At 67.1% G+C, this 16,412-nt stretch carries 17 protein-coding genes; 7 read left to right on the top strand and 10 right to left on the bottom strand.

Features of this window, described 5'->3' with window-relative positions; translation table 11 throughout:
- The 3 genes from E1263_RS07620 to E1263_RS07610 are packed head-to-tail and all read right to left on the bottom strand — an operon-like array spanning position 1 to position 3,153.
- Positions 1–1,320, bottom strand: coding sequence for an enolase C-terminal domain-like protein (locus tag E1263_RS07620; RefSeq protein WP_132166464.1), 1,320 nt, complete (start codon positions 1,318–1,320; stop codon positions 1–3).
- A complete protein-coding gene (gene kdgD / locus E1263_RS07615) occupies positions 1,317–2,222 on the bottom strand; it encodes a 5-dehydro-4-deoxyglucarate dehydratase (RefSeq protein WP_238161117.1) in 906 nt (301 codons plus the stop codon). Before kdgD ends, E1263_RS07620 begins: the two co-directional genes overlap by 4 nt.
- Positions 2,223–2,274: 52 nt before the next feature.
- Positions 2,275–3,153: a LysR family transcriptional regulator gene (locus tag E1263_RS07610; protein ID WP_132166463.1), complete on the bottom strand. Its 879-nt coding sequence runs from the start codon at positions 3,151–3,153 to the stop codon at positions 2,275–2,277.
- 102 nt (positions 3,154–3,255) lie between these two features.
- Between E1263_RS07610 and E1263_RS07605 the strand changes: the two genes are divergently transcribed.
- Genes E1263_RS07605 through E1263_RS07590 form a run of 4 tightly spaced genes read left to right on the top strand, consistent with a single transcriptional unit; the run spans position 3,256 to position 7,436 of the window.
- Positions 3,256–4,239 carry a tripartite tricarboxylate transporter substrate binding protein gene (locus tag E1263_RS07605; RefSeq protein ID WP_132166462.1) on the top strand — a complete coding sequence of 328 codons (984 nt, stop codon included), beginning with the start codon at positions 3,256–3,258 and terminating at the stop codon, positions 4,237–4,239.
- On the top strand, positions 4,236–4,640 hold the full coding sequence (locus E1263_RS07600) for a tripartite tricarboxylate transporter TctB family protein (RefSeq protein WP_165956542.1): 405 nt from the start codon (positions 4,236–4,238) through the stop codon (positions 4,638–4,640). Before E1263_RS07605 ends, E1263_RS07600 begins: the two co-directional genes overlap by 4 nt.
- 34 nt (positions 4,641–4,674) lie before the next feature.
- Positions 4,675–6,189 (top strand): tripartite tricarboxylate transporter permease, encoded by a 1,515-nt coding sequence (locus E1263_RS07595; protein WP_132166460.1) that lies wholly within the window; start codon positions 4,675–4,677, stop codon positions 6,187–6,189.
- Entirely contained in the window at positions 6,186–7,436 is a 1,251-nt protein-coding gene (locus E1263_RS07590) for a glucarate dehydratase family protein (protein ID WP_132166459.1), read from the top strand. The genes E1263_RS07595 and E1263_RS07590 overlap by 4 nt, the downstream gene beginning before the upstream one ends.
- Here E1263_RS07590 and E1263_RS07585 read toward each other — a convergent pair.
- From E1263_RS07585 to nucS, 6 genes are all read right to left on the bottom strand, one after another.
- Entirely contained in the window at positions 7,411–8,103 is a 693-nt protein-coding gene (locus E1263_RS07585; protein ID WP_132166458.1) for a FadR/GntR family transcriptional regulator, read from the bottom strand. The two genes, E1263_RS07590 and E1263_RS07585, sit on opposite strands and share 26 nt — an antisense overlap.
- Positions 8,100–9,224, bottom strand: coding sequence for an L-talarate/galactarate dehydratase (locus tag E1263_RS07580; RefSeq protein WP_132166457.1), 1,125 nt, complete (start codon positions 9,222–9,224; stop codon positions 8,100–8,102). The genes E1263_RS07585 and E1263_RS07580 overlap by 4 nt, the downstream gene beginning before the upstream one ends.
- A gap of 60 nt (positions 9,225–9,284) precedes the next feature.
- Entirely contained in the window at positions 9,285–11,105 is a 1,821-nt protein-coding gene (gene glmS, locus E1263_RS07575; protein ID WP_132166456.1) for a glutamine--fructose-6-phosphate transaminase (isomerizing), read from the bottom strand.
- Between the two features lie 36 nt (positions 11,106–11,141).
- A complete protein-coding gene (locus E1263_RS07570; protein ID WP_238161116.1) occupies positions 11,142–11,423 on the bottom strand; it encodes a hypothetical protein in 282 nt (93 codons plus the stop codon).
- Between the two features lie 78 nt (positions 11,424–11,501).
- Complete coding sequence (locus tag E1263_RS07565) at positions 11,502–11,750, bottom strand: hypothetical protein (RefSeq protein ID WP_132166455.1); 249 nt, start codon at positions 11,748–11,750, stop codon at positions 11,502–11,504.
- Between the two features lie 12 nt (positions 11,751–11,762).
- Positions 11,763–12,422, bottom strand: a complete 660-nt coding sequence (gene nucS, locus E1263_RS07560) for an endonuclease NucS (protein WP_132166454.1) — start codon at positions 12,420–12,422, stop codon at positions 11,763–11,765.
- 73 nt (positions 12,423–12,495) lie between these two features.
- Here nucS and E1263_RS07555 point away from each other — a divergent pair, with 73 nt between their 5' ends.
- The 3 genes from E1263_RS07555 to E1263_RS07545 all read left to right on the top strand — a co-directional run bounded on the left by E1263_RS07555 (position 12,496) and on the right by E1263_RS07545 (position 15,713).
- The gene (locus E1263_RS07555) at positions 12,496–13,407 is read left to right on the top strand and encodes a class I SAM-dependent methyltransferase (RefSeq protein WP_132166453.1); all 912 of its coding nucleotides are present in this window, start codon (positions 12,496–12,498) and stop codon (positions 13,405–13,407) included.
- The gene (locus tag E1263_RS07550) at positions 13,407–13,850 is read left to right on the top strand and encodes an NUDIX domain-containing protein (RefSeq protein ID WP_132166452.1); all 444 of its coding nucleotides are present in this window, start codon (positions 13,407–13,409) and stop codon (positions 13,848–13,850) included. Before E1263_RS07555 ends, E1263_RS07550 begins: the two co-directional genes overlap by 1 nt.
- Positions 13,851–13,934: 84 nt before the next feature.
- The gene (locus tag E1263_RS07545) at positions 13,935–15,713 is read left to right on the top strand and encodes a 3-hydroxyacyl-CoA dehydrogenase family protein (protein WP_132166451.1); all 1,779 of its coding nucleotides are present in this window, start codon (positions 13,935–13,937) and stop codon (positions 15,711–15,713) included.
- Between the two features lie 196 nt (positions 15,714–15,909).
- Here E1263_RS07545 and E1263_RS07540 read toward each other — a convergent pair whose 3' ends face one another.
- Positions 15,910–16,389, bottom strand: a complete 480-nt coding sequence (locus tag E1263_RS07540) for a DUF4265 domain-containing protein (RefSeq protein WP_132166450.1) — start codon at positions 16,387–16,389, stop codon at positions 15,910–15,912.
- Positions 16,390–16,412 lie beyond the last annotated feature (23 nt).

The following is a 16,412-nucleotide window of genomic DNA, read 5'->3' as shown; positions in this document are numbered from 1 at the left end:
TCAGCGCACCAGACAGGGCCGCTTCGGATCGAAGGCCCAGTCCTTGATCACATACTGCATGGCGACCGCATCGTCGCGCGCACCGAGTCCATGCTTGAGATACAACTCGTGGGCCGCTTGCAGGGCGTCGCGGTCCAGATTGACCCCGAGCCCAGGGGTAGCCGGTACGGCGATCTGTCCGTCGACGATCTGTAGCGGGTTGGTGGTGAGGGCCTGGCCGTCCTGCCAGATCCAATGCGTGTCGAGCGCGGTGATGTCACCCGGAGCCGCGGCTCCGACGTGGGTGAACATGGCCAGCGAGATGTCGAAGTGGTTGTTGGAGTGTGAACCCCAGGTCAGCCCGAAGTCGTTGCAGAGCTGGGCGACCCGGACCGAGCCCGCCATCGTCCAGAAGTGCGGATCCGCGAGCGGGATGTCGACCGCATCGGTACGCACCGCGTGCGCCAGCTGACGCCAGTCGGTCGCGATCATGTTGGTGGCCGTGCGAAGCCCCGTCGTACGGCGGAATTCGGCCATCGTCTCGCGGCCGGAGAATCCGGATTCGGCGCCGCACGGATCCTCGACGTAGGCCAGGACGTCGTCCAGACCGTTGCACAAGGCAATGGCTTCGCGAACCGGCCAGGCGCCGTTCGGGTCGATCGTGATCCGCGCCTGCGGGAACCTCGCGGCCAGCGCACGAACGGCGGCGATCTCGGTCGCGCCCTCGAACACCCCGCCCTTCAGCTTGAAGTCGGCGAACCCGTAGCGCTCCTGCGCCGCCTCGGCCAGCGCCACCACGGCCTCGGGAGTCAGCGCAGCCCGCCGCCGCAGCTGCGACCAGCGATCGTCGGCCGCGTCGTTCGGATATGGCAGGTCGGTGCGCCCCGAATCGCCGACATAGAAGAGATATCCGAGCACCGGAACGTGAGTGCGCTGCTGCCCGTCGCCCAGCAACTCCGCGACCGGTACGCCGAGGTGCTGGCCGAAGAGGTCGAGAAGCGCCGACTCGAGTCCGGTCACTGCGTGAACCGTGGTCCTGAGGTCGAACGTCTGCAGCCCACGGCCGCCTGCATCGCGATCGGCAAAGGCATCCGCCACCGACCGCAGCAACTGGCGATACCGCGCGATCTCCTGCCCCACCAGCAGTTCGGCAGCCTCGGTGATCGTGGCTGCGATCTTCGCACCGCCCGGGACCTCGCCGAGTCCGGTGTTTCCGGAACTGTCGGTGGCGATCACTACATTGCGGGTGAAGAACGGGCCGTGTGCGCCGCTGAGATTGAGCAGCATGCTGTCGCACCCGGCCACCGGCACAACCTCGACGGAGGTGATGGTTGGTGTCATTTCACCCGCCCGATCAGTTCGGTCAATTGGGTGAGTTCATCAGCCGTAAGGTCCTGCAGTGGTGGGCGCACCGGCCCGGCCGATCGGCCGATCGCATTCACGCCGGCCTTGACGATCGAGACGGCGTAGCCCTTGGTGCGGTCACGGATGTCGAGGTACGGGATGACGAATTCGTTCAGCTTGCGGTAGACGGCGTCGCGGTCCTGCGCACGCACGTCGGCATAGAAGCCGAGGGCGAACTCGGGGACGAAGTTGAAGATCGCCGACGAGTAGGTGCTGACTCCGAGCTGCAGCAACGGCAGCGCGAACGTCTCTGCGGTCGGGAGCCCGCCGATGTAGGTCAGCCGATTGCCGACCCGGGCGTACGTCCGCGTCATCATCTCGATGTTGCCGACGCCGTCCTTCAGGCAGACGAAATTTTCGTTGCGGTCGGCAAGCTCCGCGACGGAGACGTCGGTCAGGATCGCGTTCGCCCGGCTGTAGACGGTGACGCCGAGGTTCGTGCTGCGGCAGACGGCCGACACATGTTCGACGAGCCCGCGCTGACCGGCCTCGGTCAGGTAGGGCGGCAGCAGCAACAATCCGTCGGCGCCCGCAGCCTCGGCGGCCTGTGCCTGAGCGATCGCGGACATGGTGCCGCCGGTGGCCGGCGCGATCACCGGCACCCGTCCGGCGACCTCGGAGACGGCTGCGCGGACGACGGTATCGATCTCGGCCGGGGTCAGCGAGAATCCTTCGCCGGTCCCACCCGCGGCGAAGAGCCCGGCGACGTCGTACTGGCTGAGCCAGGACAGGTGTTCGCGGTAGGCCTGCTCGTCGAAGCTCAGGTCGGGTCGAAAGTGTGTAACCGGGAACGAGAGCAGTCCGGTCTTCAGATGGGCAGCAAGTTCGTCGGGGGTCACGCTGGTCAGCCTAGGAAGACGGGTGGATACCTGTCTAAGACTGTTTTTGGATCTATTGATGCTCTGAGAGCATCGCTCGCACCCGATGCAACACCGGATTGGCCGAATCCCGGTGCCAGATCGCGTGCAGTTCGACCGGCTCACCGGCCAGGCCGATCTCCTGGAAGGCAACCCCCGGTACGCCGAGATCGCGCGCCGACTCGGGGACGAGCGCGACCCCGCGACCCGCCGCGACCAGCAGGACGACGGTGAGCACCTGCTGCACCCGCTGCGTGATCCGGTGTTGGGAGCCGGCCAGAAAGCGGACGGTCAGCTCATGGAAGTAGCCCGCGCGGTCGGGGTCGTAGCTGATCAGCTCTTCCGCGGCGAAGTCGGCCGCGCTGAGCGGCCGGTCGAGTGCGGCCAGGCGATGGCCGACCGGCAAGACCGCACAGAGCGGCTCCCGTGCCACGACCAGCGAGTCGAGGAGTTGAGCGTCGTACGGCGGCCGTGCCAGCGCGAGGTCGAGTTCGCCGTGCAGCAGGCCGTCGATCTGCGCCGAGGTGACCCGCTCGTGCAGGATGACGTCGACCTCAGGCAGTTCGTCGGACACCCGACGTAGGAACGGTCCGAGCGTCCGGATCGCCGATACCGCGGTGAAGCCGAGTCGCAGTGTCCCGGCCGCGCCCTGGTCGACCCGGCGCGCGAGGTCGCCCGCGGTCTCGACCAACGACAGCAACCGCCTCGCCTCGCCCAGGAACGCCCGCCCGGCCTCGGTCAGGACGACTCGGCGATTGTCCCGCTCGAACAGCTGGACCCCGACCGCGCGCTCCAGCTTCTGCACCTGCCGGCTCAGCGGTGGCTGAGTCATGTTGAGCCGCTCGGCCGCCCGGCCGAAGTGCAACTCCTCGGCGACAGCCACGAACGCGGTCAGCTGGTCCAGCGAGAACATGATTCCCGAAAGGTATCACTCGATGCATAAACAACCTTGGACAGGCATCGACGGCTCTCCCTACGCTCACGCCAACGGGGCCGAACCAGAGGAGGATCTTTGATGAGGCTCATCCAAGCCGCAGCAGTCACGGCAGCCGTCGGGCTCCTGACCGGCTGCGGCGGAGTGAAGACGACGGCGACCGGCGGCGAGGGTGACTTCCCGACCGGCAACATCCAGATGACTGTCGGCGCGGCGCCTGGTGGCAGCACCGATCTGATCACCCGCGCGATCGCCGAAGGCGTCAGCAAGGAACTGGGCGTCTCGGTGCCGGTGGTGAACAAGCCAGGCGCGAACGGTGCTCTGAACGCGAAGGAACTGCAGTCGGCCAAACCCGACGGCTACAAGATCGCGGTCCAGAACGCGTCGCTGTTCACGATCACGCCGCTCGCGGTCTCCGCGAACGAGGCCGTGAAACTCGACGACTTCGACCTCATCGGCGGGATCTCCCAGGACGACTACGTCCTGCTCGCCCCGGCCGCGTCGGCCGTGAAGTCGATCGCCGACCTGAAGAAGTCCGGCAAGAACATCAAGTACGGCACCACCGGCGTCGGGACCGGAGCGCAGCTCGCGTCCGCGCTGGCCTTCAAACAGGCCGCGATCCCGGCGACCGACGTACCGTTCGATGGTGGTGCGCCGGCGCTGACCGCCTTGCTCGGCAGCCAGATCGACGTCGCCACCATCCAGGTCGGCGACAGCATCGCGCAGATCAAGGCGAAGAAGGTTGTCCCGCTCGCCGTCTTCTCGGCCGAGCGGATCAAGTTCCTGCCCGAGGTCCCGACGGCGAAGGAACAGGGGTACGACGTGGTCGTGTCGCAGTACCGGTTCCTGACCGCGCCGAAGGGGACGCCGGACGCGGTCAAGACCAAGCTGCTGGATGCGGCCAAGAAGACCTTCGCGACCGAGGCGTACAAGAAGTTCAACGACGACCACTGCCTGACCCCGATCGAGGGCACGCCGGACGAGGTCCGCAAGATCCTCGACGAGTACGCCACCAAGTACAAGGCGCAGCTCGACCAGTACCAGATCTCGCTGGGTCAGAAGTGACCGAGCGACCCCTCGCTCAGCTTGGCGCCGCGGGCGTTGCGGGCGCGATCGGGGTGTTCGGGCTCGTCGGCTCGTTGGCCCTCGGTCTCGGCCGGCTGACCGCGCCCGGCCCGGGATTGTGGCCGTTCACGGTCAGTGTCGTGATCACCGTGCTCGCGGTGGTGCTGGCGCTGACCGGGCGGCATGGGACCGACACCGAGGGTTTCACCAGGGCGAGCGTGCAGACGGCGGTCGCCGTACTGAGTCTCGTGGTGTTCGCGGCGCTGCTGCCGCTGATCGGGTTCGAGATTCCGTCGCTGCTGCTGGTGTTCGTCTGGATGCGTTTCCTGGCAAGGAGCGCTGGGTGTCATCGGTGGCCGTCAGCGTTGGCACGGTGGTTGCGTTCTACCTGCTGTTCGTGATGGTCCTTGAGATCCCGTTGCCGCGGTTGATCTGATGGACTTCTTTAATCCGGTGATCGACGGCTTCGGAGTCGTCCTTCAGCCCACCAACCTGTTGTACTGCCTGATCGGTGTCGTGATCGGGATGCTGATCGGCGTCCTGCCCGGGCTCGGGCCCGCGGCGACGATCGCGATCCTGCTGCCGGTCACCTACGGCGTCGAACCGGTCTCGGCGATCATCCTGCTGGCCGGCATCTTCTACGGCGCCCAGTACGGCGGCACGATCACGTCCGTCCTGCTGAAGCTCCCGGGCGAGGCGTCGTCGGTGGTCACCGTCTTCGACGGCTACGCGCTGGCTAAACAGGGAAAGGCCGGTACGGCGCTCGGTATCGCCGCGATCGGTTCCTTCATCGGCGGCACGGTCTCGATCATCGGACTCACCCTGCTGGCCCCGGTGGTGGCCGATGTCGCGCTCGACTTCGGCCCGCCGGAGTACGCCGCGCTGTCGCTGTTCGGCGTGCTCCTGGTGGCGACCGTGGGCAACGGCGGCCGGACCAAGTCGGTGATCGCGGCCGGAGTCGGGTTGCTGCTGGCAACGGTCGGACGGGACACCTTCACCGGTGCGAGCCGGTTCACCTTCGACACCCTGAACCTTGCTGACGGCATCGACTTCGTGCCGATCGCGATGGGCCTGTTCGGGCTCGGCGAGATCCTGCACAACCTGGAGGAACGGCACCGCACGGTGCCGGCGCCCGCCAAGGTCACCAACGTTTGGCCGTCGCGCGCCGACCTCCGGCAGTCCAGCGGTGCGATCGGCCGTGGCTCGGTGATCGGGTTCGTCCTCGGCGTGCTGCCGGGCGGCGGCGCGACGCTCTCGTCCTTGGTCGCCTACGCGGTCGAGAAGCGCCGCGCCAAGCATCCGGAGCGCTTCGGCCAAGGAGCGATCGAAGGTGTCGCGGCGCCGGAGACGGCGAACAACGCGGCCGCGACCTCGTCGTTCATCCCGTTGCTCACCCTGGGCATCCCGGCCAACGCGACGATGGCGCTGATGTTCGGCGCCCTGCTGATCCAGGGCATCCCGCCCGGTCCGCAACTGGTGTCCGAGCACCCGGATCTGTTCTGGGGCGTGGTGAACTCGATGTACATCGGCAACATCCTGCTGCTGATTATGAGCATCCCGATGGTCGGCCTGTTCGTGAAGATCCTTCGGGTCCGCCCGGCGATCCTCGCGCCGATCACGGTCCTGATCACGCTGCTCGGCGTCTACACCGTGAACAACCAGGTCTTCGACATCTTCCTGGTGATCGTCTTCGGCGTGCTCGGCTACCTGATGAAGAAGTTCGGGTTCGAGCCCGGCCCGCTGGTGCTGGCGTTTGTGCTCGGCAGTGTGCTGGAGACCGCGATCCGGCAGTCGCTGCTGATCTTCGGCGGTAACCCGGCCGGCTTCTTCACACGACCGATCTCGGGCACGGTGCTCGCCGTACTGATCGTTGTGCTCGCGCTGCCGGCCATCCGGTTGCTGGCGCGGCGTCCGAAGACTGCGTCTTCCAAAGATGAGGAGCTGGTGTGAGCAGGATTTCCGGGATCGAGCTGACCCCGGTCGCCTTCGCGGATCCGCCGCTGCTGAACGTCTCCGGCGTGCATCAGCCGTTCGCGCTGCGGACGATCGTGCAGGTCTGGACCGACGACGGCAACCACGGACTCGGCGAGACCTACTGCGACGAGACGGTGCTGGCCCGGCTCACTGCAGTCGCGGCGGCACTGCCCGGTCTGGACACGTTCGATCTGCACGGCCTGCGGAGCCGGGTGGCCGACGTACTGCGGGCTGAGCGGGGCGCCCAGGTCGGCGGGATGCTCAACCTGCAGGATCCGATCGACGTCGTACTGTCTCCGTTCGAGGTTGCCCTGCTGGATCTGCAGGGCAAGGAGGTCGGCCGTCCGGTCACTGCCCTGCTCGGTGGGGCGGTGCGTGATTCGGTCCCGTTCAGTGCCTACCTGTTCTACAAGTGGGCTGGGCATCCCGGTGCGGCGGAGGACTCGTGGGGCGAGGCCCTCGATCCAGCGGGGATCGTCGCGCAGGCCCGGTCGATGATCGATCAGTACGGATTCACCGCGATCAAGCTCAAGGGTGGAGTGTTCCCGCCCGAACAGGAGATCGAGGCGGTGCGGGCGTTGGCCGAAGCCTTTCCCGAGCACAAGCTGCGGATCGACCCGAACTGCGCCTGGACGGTCGACACGTCGGTGGCCGTCGCCAAGGCGCTGACCGGCGTCATCGAGTATCTCGAAGATCCGACGCCGGGGATCGACGGGATGGCCGCGGTCGCGGCGCAGACCGACATTCCGCTGGCTACCAACATGTGCGTGATCGCGTTCGCGCACTTGAAGCCGTCGGTGCTGGCCGATGCTGTTCAGGTCGTGCTCTCCGACCATCACTACTGGGGTGGACTGCGACGCTCACAGTTGCTCGCGGGGATCTGTGACACCTTCGGGATGGGGTTGTCGATGCACTCCAACTCGCATCTCGGGATCAGCCTGGCTGCGATGACGCAGCTGGCGGCGGCGACGCCGAATCTGACCTACGCCTGCGATACGCACTACCCGTGGAAGACCGAGGACCTGATCAAGCCCGGTGCGCTGGCCTTCGCGGACGGGAGTGTGCGAGTGCCGACCGGGCCTGGGCTCGGGATCGAACTGGACACCGACGCCCTCGGCCGGCTCCACGAGCAGTACTTGGCGTGCGGGATCCGGCGCCGCGACGATACGGCGTACCGGCGGACGATCGAGCCGGGCTTCAGCCCGAACGGGAGTCGCTGGTGAGTCGGTGCCGGGTGCTGGTGAGGTGCACGCGCATCGCAGCGCGAGCCGCGTCGGCGTCGCCGTGGACGATCGCGGTGTGAATGTTCTCGTGCTCGTGGATCACCCGGGTGAGGTGTTCCGGGTCGGACATTTCGTACGCCGGATCGAGCCGGGTCCGCGGTAGCAGGATCATCATCGGGCCGAGCTCCCGGATCGCCTCGCCGTAGAAACGGTTGCCGGAGGCAAGGGCCACGGCGAGGTGGAAGGCGAAGTCTGCTGCGACCGAGCGCCCGGGATCGTCGCCGACCCGGCGGAAGTCGTCGAGTGCGCGTTCGATCCCTTTGAGTTGAATACCGGTACGCCGAGCGGCGGCGAGCGCGGCTGCCTCGCTCTCGACGCCGGTCCGGAAGTCCATCAGCTCGAGCACGTCCTGATGTGTGCGGACCTCCTTGAGCTCGACCGGTCCTGGTACCTCCAGCACGAAGGACCCGCGGCCTTGGAACGTCTCGACCAGACCGGCCGCCTGGAGTCGTGAGACTGCCTCGCGAATGACCGTCCGGCTGACTCCGAACTCCTCGACCAGGCCGTTCTCACCCGGCAGTTTCGCGCCCGGCGCCAGTTCACCGGCCAGGATCCGGCGCTTCAGTTCCGCGACGACGTCGTACGCGAGACCACGTCGTACAGTCATCTGCTGCCGATCTCGCACGCGTCGACGGTCCACGCGGCGCACTGCTCGCTCGTGGTGAAGCCGAGTCCCGGCCGGTCCGGGACCAGCATCCGGCCGCCGACAGTCTCCAGACGCTCGTTGAACAAGGGATTCAGCCACTCGAAGTGCTCGACCCACGGCTCGCGCGGATACGTGGCTGCGAGATGCAGGTGGATCTCCATCGCGAAGTGCGGTGCGAGCTGCAGCCCGGCATGGTCGGCTAGCGTCGCCAGCTTGAGGAACGGCGTGATGCCGCCGATCCGCGGTGCGTCGGGCTGGATGATGTCGGCCGCCCGGGCTTCGATCAGCCGCACGTGTTCACCGACACTCGACAGCATCTCGCCGGTCGCGATCGGGGTGTCGAGGGCAGCCGCCAGTTGCGCGTGCCCCTCGGCGTCGTACGCGTCGAGTGGCTCTTCGATCCAGACCAGGCCGAACTGCTCCAGATTCCGCCCGATCCGCAGCGCCGTCGGCCGATCCCACTGCTGGTTTGCGTCCACCATCAGCGGTACGGCGTCGCCAAGGTGCTCACGCACCGATCGAACCCGGTCGAGGTCGATGCGACTGTCGGGCTGGCCGACCTTGATCTTGATCCCGCCGATCCCCGCGGCCAGTGACTGGGTCGCGCGCTCCCGCACCTCCTCGATCGGTGCGTGCAGGAACCCGCCGGAGGTGTTGTACGCCCGGACCGAGTCGCGATGCGCGCCGAGCAGCTTGGCCAGCGGCAGCCCGGCCCGCTTCGCCTTCAGGTCCCACAACGCGATGTCGATCGCGGCGATCGCCTGGGTCGCCACACCGGAGCGCCCGACCGAGGCGCCCGCCCAGAGCAACTTGTCGTACACCTTGGCGATATCCGACGGGTCCTCGCCGATCAGCTCCCCGGCGACCTCCCGGGCATGCGCGTACTGCGCCGGTCCACCGGCCCGCTTGGAGTACGAGAACCCGATCCCGTGCTGCTCCTGCGCGGTACTGATCTCCGCGAATAACAGCACGATCTCAGTCATCGGCCGCTGCCGCCCGGTCAGCACCTTCGCATCACTGATCGGCTGCTCCAACGGCAGCACCACCGACGACAACCGGACATGACGAATCTGATCGGCCATGGAACTCATCGTACAAGTGTCATACTTGTATGACGAATTCCATGGCCTCGCGGTCCGGGACTACTCGACCGTGACGGACTTCGCCAGGTTCCGGGGCTTGTCGACGTCGTGGCCGAGGGCGACGGCGGCGTAGTAGGCCAGGATCTGCAGCGGGATCGTGAGCAGGATCGGGTCGAGCTCAGGCTCGTTCTTCGGGACCACGATCTTCGCGGCGACCCCGTCCGGGATGTCGACGCCCGGGTGGGTGACGACGTACAGGGGGCCGGAGCGCGCGGCGATCTCGTGCAGGGCGCCGATATTGCGGTCGAGCAGCTCGTCCTGCGGGACGATCGCGACGCTCGGGACGTCCGGCGAGATCAGCGCGAGCGGGCCGTGCTTGAGCTCGGAGGTCTGGTACGCCTCGGCGTGCCGGTAGGAGATCTCCTTGAGCTTCTGCGCGCCTTCGCGGGCGACCGGGTAGCCACGGGTGCGGCCGACGAAGAACAGGCTCTCGTGCTTGGCGAGCTGCCCGGCGATCTTGGCCAGCTCCTCCTCCTGGTCGACGATCGACTGGATGTGCTCGGGGAGCTTCTTCAGGCCCTCGATCAGACGGCGGCCGTCGGCGGGGGAGACGTCGCGGATCCGGCCGAGGTGGATGCCGAGCATCGCGAACGCGACGGCCATGTTGGTCAGTGCCTTGGTCGAGGCGACCGAGACCTCCGGGCCGGCGTGCAGGTAGACGCCACCGTCGACAGCGCGGGCGATGCTGGAACCGACCGCGTTCACGAGGCCGATCACCCGGCCACCCTTGCGCTTGAGCTCCTGTACGGCGACCAGCGTGTCCAGCGTCTCGCCGGACTGGCTGACGGCGATGTACAGCGTGTCGCGCTCGACCACCGGGTTGCGGTAGCGGAACTCCGACGCCGGCTCTGCGTCGGCAGGAATCCGGGCGACCTCCTCGATGAACTGGGCGCCCATCTGACCGGCGTAGTACGCCGAGCCACAGCCGAGGATCTTGACCCGCTTGATCTCGCGAGCCTCGCGGGCGTCCATGTTCAGGCCACCGAGATGGACGGTGTGGAAGCGCTCGTCCAGGCGACCCCGCAGCGCGCGGCCGACCGCGTCCGGCTGCTCGTGGATCTCCTTCATCATGAAGTGCTCGTGCAGGCCGCGCTCGTACTCGTCGGCCTCCCAGTCGACCGTCTTCGCGGTCTTGGTGGTCGGCGAGGCGTCCTGGGTGAAGGTGCGGTAGCCGTCGGCCTTGACGGTCGCCATCTCGCCGTCGTCCAAGTAGACGACCTGACGGGTGTAGCGGATCAGCGCGGCGGCGTCGGAGGCGATGTGCATCTCGCCGTCGCCGATGCCGAGGATCAGCGGGCTGCCGTTGCGGGCGACCACGATCCGGTCGGGGAAGTCGAGGTCGATGACGGCGATGCCGTAGGTGCCCTCGATCCGGCGCAGCGCGGCCATCACCTTCTCTTCGAGGGTGGCGCCGTCGGACTGCTCGATCAGGTGCGCGAGGACCTCGGTGTCGGTCTCGGAGCGCAGCTTGACGCCGGCGTCCTCGAGCTGGCGGCGCAGCGCGCCCGCGTTGTCGAAGATGCCGTTGTGGACGACGGCGATCCGCTCGTTGCCACTGGCGTGCGGGTGGGCGTTGTCCTTGCTCGGACCGCCGTGGGTCGCCCAGCGGGTGTGGCCGATGCCGAGCTTGCCGCCGAACCGCTTGGGCAGCGACGCCTCCAGCTCACGGACGCGCCCGGCGTCCTTGTGCACCTTGAGCTCACTGGTGCCGAGTACGGCGACACCGGCCGAGTCGTACCCGCGGTACTCCAGCCGGGCCAGGCCGTCCACCAGGATGGGTGTGGCCGGCTTGGTGCCGACGTACCCGACGATTCCGCACATGTGTTGGTGCCTTTCGTAGGTCTTTGGTTGCAGCTGTCAGCCGTAGACGATCCGTCGTAGCTGACGAGCGGAGAGTTCCGGCGAGCGCACGGGCCAATGCCGCAGCTCGGTGCCGACGCGGGCGAAGATCTCGTCGTTGCGGGCACCGTAGGTCTGCAGTTCGCGGTGCCGGCGCCGGACGTAGTCCTCGGCCGTCTCGGTGAAGTACGCCAGTACGTCGGCGACCACGCGCCGCGCATCGTCCGCGGAGAGCCCGGTCGTCCGGCTGACCTGCTCGGCCAGTTCGTCCACCGGCCCTGCCGCCGCCTCACTGATCACGCCGACAACTCTGCAGCGTTTCAGGCTCCAACACAAAAGATCTGCCCGAAATCGGGCAAGAATCTTGATTCGCCAGGCTCAGGGCTGGTGCGGCGGCTGGTTCTGGGCCTGGTCCTGGGGCGGGTGCTGCTGGTACGGCGGCTGCCCCTGCGGTGGGTACTGCTGGTACGGCTGCTGGTACGGCGAGGGCGGCAGCGCGCGCTTTCGCTGCGACCGCATCACCACGATCACGATCACCACGACCCCAGCCACGAGTCCGACCGGCAGCGCCAGCCAGATGGCGAAGTTGAGAATCGTCTCGATCGGGTTGGCCGGTTCCGGGGGCATAGGGCTCCTGGGTCAGAAGAGGCGCAGGACGTCGGATTCCATACCGCGGAGCAGATCGTAGTCGACGGTGACGCACTCGAGACCGCGGTCGGTCGCCAGGAACTGGGCCTGCGGTTTGATCAGTTGAGCGGCGAAGATACCGCGCACCGGGGCCAGCAGCGGGTCCCGGTTCAGGAGCTCGACGTAGCGGGTCAGCTGCTCGACACCATCGATCTCGCCGCGCCGCTTGATCTCCACGGCGACGTGCTTCCCGTCGGCGTCCCGGCACAGCAGGTCGACCGGCCCGATCGCGGTCGGGTATTCGCGCCGTACCAGCGTGAAGCCCTCGCCGAACGTCTGCACGTGCTCGGCCAGCAACTCCTGCAGGTGCGCCTCGACACCGTCCTTGATCAGACCGGGGTCGGTCCCGAGCTCGTAGGCCGTGTCGCTGTGGATCTCCTTGAGAGTGATCCGCAGCTCCTCGCCGGCCTTGTTCGTGACGCTCCAGATGTCGTCGTCCACGACCAGCTTGCAGGGCGGCGACATCCAGTTGAGCGGTTTGTACGAACCACCGTCGGCGTGGATCAGCACGGAGCCGTCCGCCTTCACCATCAGCAACCGCGGCGCCATCGGCAGATGGGCGGTCAGACGGCCGGAGTAGTCCACGGAACACGTTGCAATCACCAAGCGCACGAGAGGTGACGCTACAGCACATCGACCGCTGCCGACGGCCCATGCGAAGGTGGTTCGCATAAAGGAGGCTGGCATGAACCTGATGTGCCCAGCGCGGATCTTGCTGCTGCCAGGGGATGTGGAGGACGCGGCCGTCGGTGAGCGGATCGCCCAGGTCTACGCGGCGACCTTCGACGCGTCCGCCGGTTCGCGCTTGGCGGAGCAGCTCGGGGTACGGCTGACCGTCGTACCCGATCTCGTACGGCGGCCTGACGCCGAACTGCAGGCGATTGCGGACCTGCATCGCGGGGAGACCGTCGTCGTCCTCGGTGTCGATCTGGGCCTGAAGCTGCCGGCCGTCGTCGAGCACACCGGTGACGGCTGGACGCGCGTGCCGACCGACAACGAGCGCACGTTGGCGACGTACGAACAGGCGGCGGAGGCTTTCCGCGAGTCGATCCCGGCCGAAGCCAATCATCAGCTCATCGACCTGCTCGCCGGAGCCGTCCCCTCGGGTGCTCGCGTGCTGGAGCTGGGCAGCGGCACCGGCCGCGACGCGGGCGAGCTCGAACGCCGCGGCTTCATGGTCCGACGGACGGATGCGACCGAGGCTTTTCTGGAGATGATGCGCGCCGACGGCCACACCGCCGACCGGCTCGACGCACTCACCGACGACTTCGACGGACAGTACGACGCTGTCTTCGCTGACGCGGTCTTCCTGCATTTCGGGCGCTCCCAGTTGGCTGGTGTCCTGCGCAAGGCGGTGCGGGCGGCTCCGGTCCTCGCGTTCAGTACGAAAGAGGGCACGGGGGAGGAGTGGTCGAACCGTCACCTCGACCTCCCGCGGTACTTCGTCCTGTGGTCGGAGGATGCGCTGCGTGAACTGCTGACCGCTGCCGGCTGGACGGTCCGCGAGCTGATTCGCAACGAGCCACCTGGCGGCAGCGCGACCCGTCTCCCGGATCTCGCGGTCGGCTGGCTGCAGGTGCTGGCGGTTCGCTCGTGATGCGTAGTGGCGTCCTGCTGTTCTCGGCCGAGGGCATTGCGGTGATCGAACGCATCCGCGCCGGCGCGACGTACTACACGCTCCCCGGCGGCCAGCTGGAACCCGGGGAGACCGTGGCGGAGGCGGCGCGACGGGAGACCGTCGAGGAGCTCGGGGTGCAGGTGAAGATCCACGGCCTGGTGGCGGTCGTGAACTTCAACCACCAGACGCAGCACTACTTTCTCGCCGAGTCGATCGGTGGCGAGTTCGGCACCGGCGACGGCCCAGAGATGGACAGCCCGGTCGATTCCGAATCCGGGAGCTACCGCGCGATGTGGTTGCCGCCGACTCGCTACGGCGAGTTGAAGCCAAAACCGATCGGTGCCGCGCTGGCCGCCGTACCGGACCCGGAGGCGTTGGTTGCGGAGTGGCTGCAGGCTCCTGAGGCGTTCGACGAGGTGTGAGGCGCGGTGTGAGGCGCGGTGTGAGGTTGGCCTCGCGTGACTCAGCTCATGGGCTGACCAGTCGCGGACTGGCATAGTGCCAACATGGCTCGGGAGCTGCAGGTAATCGGTGTTGTCGGACTCGGCACGATGGGCGCCGGTATCGCGGAGGTGTTCGCGCGCCATGGCCTGACCGTGGTCGGCGTGGAGCGTGACGAGGCGGCGGTCGAGCGCGGCCGCGGTCACATCCAGCACTCGACGGACCGGGCGGTGAAGCGCGGCAAGCTGTCGGTCGAGGACCAGCAGGCGCTGTTCGACCGGGTCACCTTCGCGACCTCACTGGAAGCACTCGCGGACTGCGACTTGGTGATCGAAGCTGTCATCGAACGGCTTGAGCTGAAGCGCGAGATCTTCTCCGCGCTCGACAAGGTCGTCCGCGAGGACGCGATCCTCGCCACCAACACCTCGTCGTTGTCGGTCACCGAGATCTCGGTCGCGACCCAGCGACCGCGGCGTGTTGTCGGCATGCACTTCTTCAACCCGGCGCCCGTGCAGGAGTTCGTCGAGGTCATCAAGACCGTCGTCACCGAGCCGGACGTCGTCGAGGACGTGCAGGCACTGGCCCGCCGTCTCGACAAGGTCCCGGTGGTTGCAGCCGACCGGGCGGGCTTCATCGCCAACGCGCTGCTGTTCGGCTACCTGAACCACGCTGTCTCCATGGTCGAGTCGCACTACGCGACCCGCGAAGACGTCGACGCCGCCATGCGGCTGGGCTGCGGCTACCCGATGGGTCCGCTGGCACTGCTCGACCTGATCGGTCTCGACACGGCCTACGAGATTCTCGACACGATGTACAAGCAGGGCCGCAACCGGCTGCACGCCCCGGCCCCGATCCTCAAGCAGATGGTCACCGCCGGCCTGCTCGGCCGTAAGACCGGCCGTGGCTTCTACACCTACGAGGCCCCGGACTCGCCGGTCGTCGTCGACGATGACCAGACCCCGCAGCCGAACGGCGTCGAGACGGCAATTCGCCCGATCCAGCAGGTCGGCGTGGTCGGCTCCGGCACGATGGCCGTCGGCATCATCGAGGTCTGCGCCAAGGCCGGCTACGACGTCCTGTACGTAGCTCGCGGCACGGAGAAGGTCGACAAGGTCCGCGCCGGCCTCGAGCGCTCGCTGGAGAAGGGCGTCCAGCGCGGCAAGCTCTCCTCCGAAGATCGAGATGCCGCCCTGCGCCGGATCACCGGCACGGCGCGCCTCGACGACCTGGCCGCTGCCGATCTGGTGATCGAGGCCGTGGTCGAGGAGCTGAGCGTCAAGCAGGCCCTGTTCGAGACCTTCGACGAGATCTGCAAGCCGACCGCGATCCTGGCCACCACCACCTCGTCCCTGCCGGTCATCGACCTGGCGATGGCGACCAAGCGACCGGCCGCCGTCGTCGGCCTGCACTTCTTCAACCCTGCCCCGGTGATGAAGCTGGTCGAGGTCGTCAGCACGGTCAGCACCGCACCCGATGTCGCCGACACCGTCGCCGCCCTGGCCGTTGCCGCAGGCAAGCACCCGGTCCGCTGCGGCGACCGCGCGGGCTTCATCGTGAACGCACTGCTCTTCCCGTACCTGAACGATGCCGTCCGGATGCTCGAGGCGCACTACGCCGGGGTCGACGAGATCGACGCCGCGATGAAGCTCGGCTGCCGCCTCCCGATGGGCCCGTTCGCACTGCTCGACGTGGTCGGCCTCGACGTCTCGCTGGCCATCCAGCGCACGCTCTACCTGGAGTTCCGCGAACCCGGCTTCGCCCCCGCACCGCTGCTCGAACACTTGGTCACAGCCGGCTACCTCGGCCGCAAGACCTCCCGCGGCTTCCGGGACTACTCGAGCTAGCCACTCCGCACCCAGTTCGGCCAGCGGATTCTCGACCGGCACCGAGGCCGGCAAGCTGGCACCCGCACCCTGGCAGACTCTCCCGGATGCGGATGATCTTCGAACCGAGTGCGCCTGCAGGCAGATGCACGGGCCAGGTGTCCTTGGTTGGGACATCTGGCCCGTGCACTTGATCGATACCGTGGCCGCGAGGTGTCTAAGCGGAGGATGGAGTGTGAGCCTCCGAGACGGCTGCCTCGGCGACTGCAATTCCATCCTTATCCACCTGGGCTCCTAGAATTTCCCGAAGTGTCGGATAATCGGCTTCTGCTGGCACATTAACTGCCCATAGTCGACCTGAAGACTCCATCTCCCAATCGCATCCGAAGTCCTTCAGTGCAGTTTCGATTAAAGACTCGAAAGTATCGTTCTTGATGAGAATTCGGATGGTCGAGTTTCCGGACGCAGCCAATCGCTCCTCGAAAATGATCTCGCGTCGCTCGTCGTCAGGTGTGACGCGGATGATGTCGCCGAATGCAATGCCATTTACATAGAATGGCGTGTTCCTGACCTCGAGTTCCAGTTTCCGACCAGTCTTGGCTGCCCAGAGAGTTTCAACTGCCACGGGAGGCCAGTCGATGCTTTCCGGTGGCAGGTCGAATGAGACTTTGAAGAGCTTCTCGGGTCGATCCGGCATAGCAGGGCTCCTGTCTAGATTAA

This window comes from Kribbella antibiotica (assembly GCF_004349055.1).
GTDB classification, from domain to species: domain Bacteria; phylum Actinomycetota; class Actinomycetes; order Propionibacteriales; family Kribbellaceae; genus Kribbella; species Kribbella antibiotica.
The sequence above is the reverse complement of the archived record's forward strand: the minus strand, read 5'-3'. Positions and strand labels throughout refer to the sequence as shown.